The following is a 2,299-nucleotide window of genomic DNA, read 5'->3' on the forward strand; positions in this document are numbered from 1 at the left end:
GTCATGATCGATAAGTTTATTGGATAGCGGTTAACTGCCAGACTGGATACAGTGATTAATTACTGTTGGTAGCGATCCTTATTCTGTATCCAGTCTGTGTCAGTGTCCGCTATCTTTAATTCTGTTAAGAGTTTTTGTGGGGTGGTGGGAGGGTCGCCAATTGTTCTTTTAGTTTTGATTCTAAATTGTTAAACCGATTGTCAATATATCTCGATACTTCTTCTATAATTTGTTCTTTAAGTGTGTCACTAGGTGTTGTACTTGGTGTTACTCTTAAAGTTGTTTGTAGTAGTTCTTCGATTGCTGCGGACTGGCTTAAATTGTTTTGTGTACAGTAATCTTTAAGAGCCTTAAAAGTTTCATCGTTAATGTAAGCTGTGATTCGATTTTTGTCCGTTGCCATAGTATTAGTTTTTAGGTGTAACAATTAGTATAGCACTTAGTGACACACCTAGACAAGAGAAAAGCTGCCAGACTGGATACAGCCTTTAATTTTTGCGATCGCGTTTTCTGTTAGTGGTTCTGTATCTAGTCTGTGTCAGCTTCTCTTGTCGTTATGGCTCTCACGCTTCGATAAATCAAATTATGTTGAAGTCGAGTAGCGGTCTACAAAACTACTGTCTATGTTTTGAAAACTGAGATTATCAATATATTAATTATCTTTGACCTAATTTACGACTAACTCGCTTTACCTTTAGTGAGTGAAAATCTGATTCTGAAAGTGGTTGATTGTCTGGGTCTGTTAGAGCATTTTGATAAGCCTCCTCATCAGTCATAGCTCTAAGCCGTTCCCAATCAGTTTGACCCTTTTTGTTTTTGCTTTGCTCAACGTCATATGCCATAAATTTTTCTTTCATCTTTAGTTGCTTTTCTTGCGCTAATTAAACGGATTTGCTCACCTCGTAATGTATAAACGACAGCAAGAACTTGACCGTCAAGAACACCAATGGCTAAAAATCGTTCTTCGCCGTAATTGCTTCTTTGGTCTTCTATTTCTAGTATATCTCCGGAGAAAATTTGATAAGCATCAGCAAAGTCAATGCCATGTTTTTTTAAGTTAGACCAACGCTTTTTCTCATCCCACTCAAAACCTTCAATCTGACTCATTATTTTAATCCGAATGGTGGTTGAGTTCGATTTTCTCTCGTTGTTGCTCGAAGTTGATTAATTAATACATAAATACTATTCATGGTGTGAAAAGTACGATTATTAATACATTAAATGAATGTATGTACAATATTTTAGGAATTTTCTAAGTGGTTAGCTTCAATTAATTTTTTAATTCCTTCAAATACTAAATAATATTTAGGTGAATCTAGTTCTTTTATTATTTCATCTTTTATTTCTCTAGCTTTAAGATTATTATTATTCCAGTTCCAATATTCGGTTAATAATTTTTTATACCTATCTTTCCAATCTTGTGTGTTTAGTATTTTCCATTTATAAATACAATTTAAGTTTATTCTATAATTATTTTTAGTTTTAACTTCTAGTTTGTTTAAAACGTGCATTAAAGTTTCAGCATCAACAACAAATTTATAGCTTAAAAGAATTTTAATATCTTCTTTAGTTAGATAAAATTCATAATTATATTTTCCAATTTTGTTTTTATAAATTGCTAAAGGGATAAGATATAGCGAATCTTGTTCGGGTTTTTCTTTATTAATAAAATATTTTAGCTTTTTTAAATTTGAATTATCAGTATTTGTAATTGGGGGTTTTCCGCCATCCTCTAAAAAATCAATCGTTTTTTGGATAATTTTTAAATATTTGCTAGGGATTTCGATAGTTGTTTTATCAGTGAAATAGCTTTCAGGTGCGCCGTAAATACGCCATGATTTGTCATCGTAGTTAAACATGATTGTGTCCTCTTTTTAAATCTTATTTTTGTCCTACATGGTTCGCCGCCGTTTTAGTTCTTCGAGTTGGCGGGCTACTTCTTTTCTGAATTTATTAAAATTCCTAATCGAGATTAGTTTTTCTAAATTCAATTTTCCAAACCAATCAAGAGAGAAAAATACTTCAATCTCTTTAATTGATAAGTATTTTTTATGTTCCCCACCCGCTTTCGCCCGAAAAAATTTTAATAACTCAAACTTATATTTGAGTCTGGCTGTCCAACGAGTTTTGACTTGATAATCAAGTTGATAGAAATTTGTACCATATCTCCAGTACTCCCCTTTTCTAAAGAAAACTTTTGATTTGGTTTTTTCTTCTTGGCTGAAGAAAATTTCGGCTTCTCCTTCCCGATTGGGAACTTTGTATAGTCCTTGTACTCTTGGTGTATTGGCTAAGTGTC

5 protein-coding genes are annotated in these 2,299 nt (G+C 32.7%); all 5 read right to left on the bottom strand.

Translation table 11 applies throughout. From position 1 onward, the window contains the following. Positions 1-124 precede the first annotated feature (124 nt). Positions 125-403, bottom strand: a complete 279-nt coding sequence (locus tag C7H19_RS24975; RefSeq protein WP_106459605.1) for a ribbon-helix-helix domain-containing protein — start codon at positions 401-403, stop codon at positions 125-127. Between the two features lie 253 nt (positions 404-656). Then, positions 657-842 carry a hypothetical protein gene (locus C7H19_RS24980; RefSeq protein ID WP_106459608.1) on the bottom strand — a complete coding sequence of 62 codons (186 nt, stop codon included), beginning with the start codon at positions 840-842 and terminating at the stop codon, positions 657-659. Further along, complete coding sequence (locus tag C7H19_RS24985; RefSeq protein WP_106459606.1) at positions 832-1,107, bottom strand: BrnT family toxin; 276 nt, start codon at positions 1,105-1,107, stop codon at positions 832-834. Before C7H19_RS24985 ends, C7H19_RS24980 begins: the two co-directional genes overlap by 11 nt. Before the next feature lie 134 nt (positions 1,108-1,241). Further along, a complete protein-coding gene (locus C7H19_RS24990; protein WP_106459607.1) occupies positions 1,242-1,859 on the bottom strand; it encodes a hypothetical protein in 618 nt (205 codons plus the stop codon). A gap of 33 nt (positions 1,860-1,892) precedes the next feature. Then, a partial coding sequence (locus C7H19_RS26060) for a hypothetical protein (protein WP_181280748.1) occupies positions 1,893-2,299 on the bottom strand: 407 nt, incomplete at its 5' end.

Origin of the sequence: Aphanothece hegewaldii CCALA 016 (genome assembly GCF_003007785.1) — a bacterium.
Taxonomy (GTDB): domain Bacteria; phylum Cyanobacteriota; class Cyanobacteriia; order Cyanobacteriales; family Microcystaceae; genus Chroococcus; species Chroococcus hegewaldii.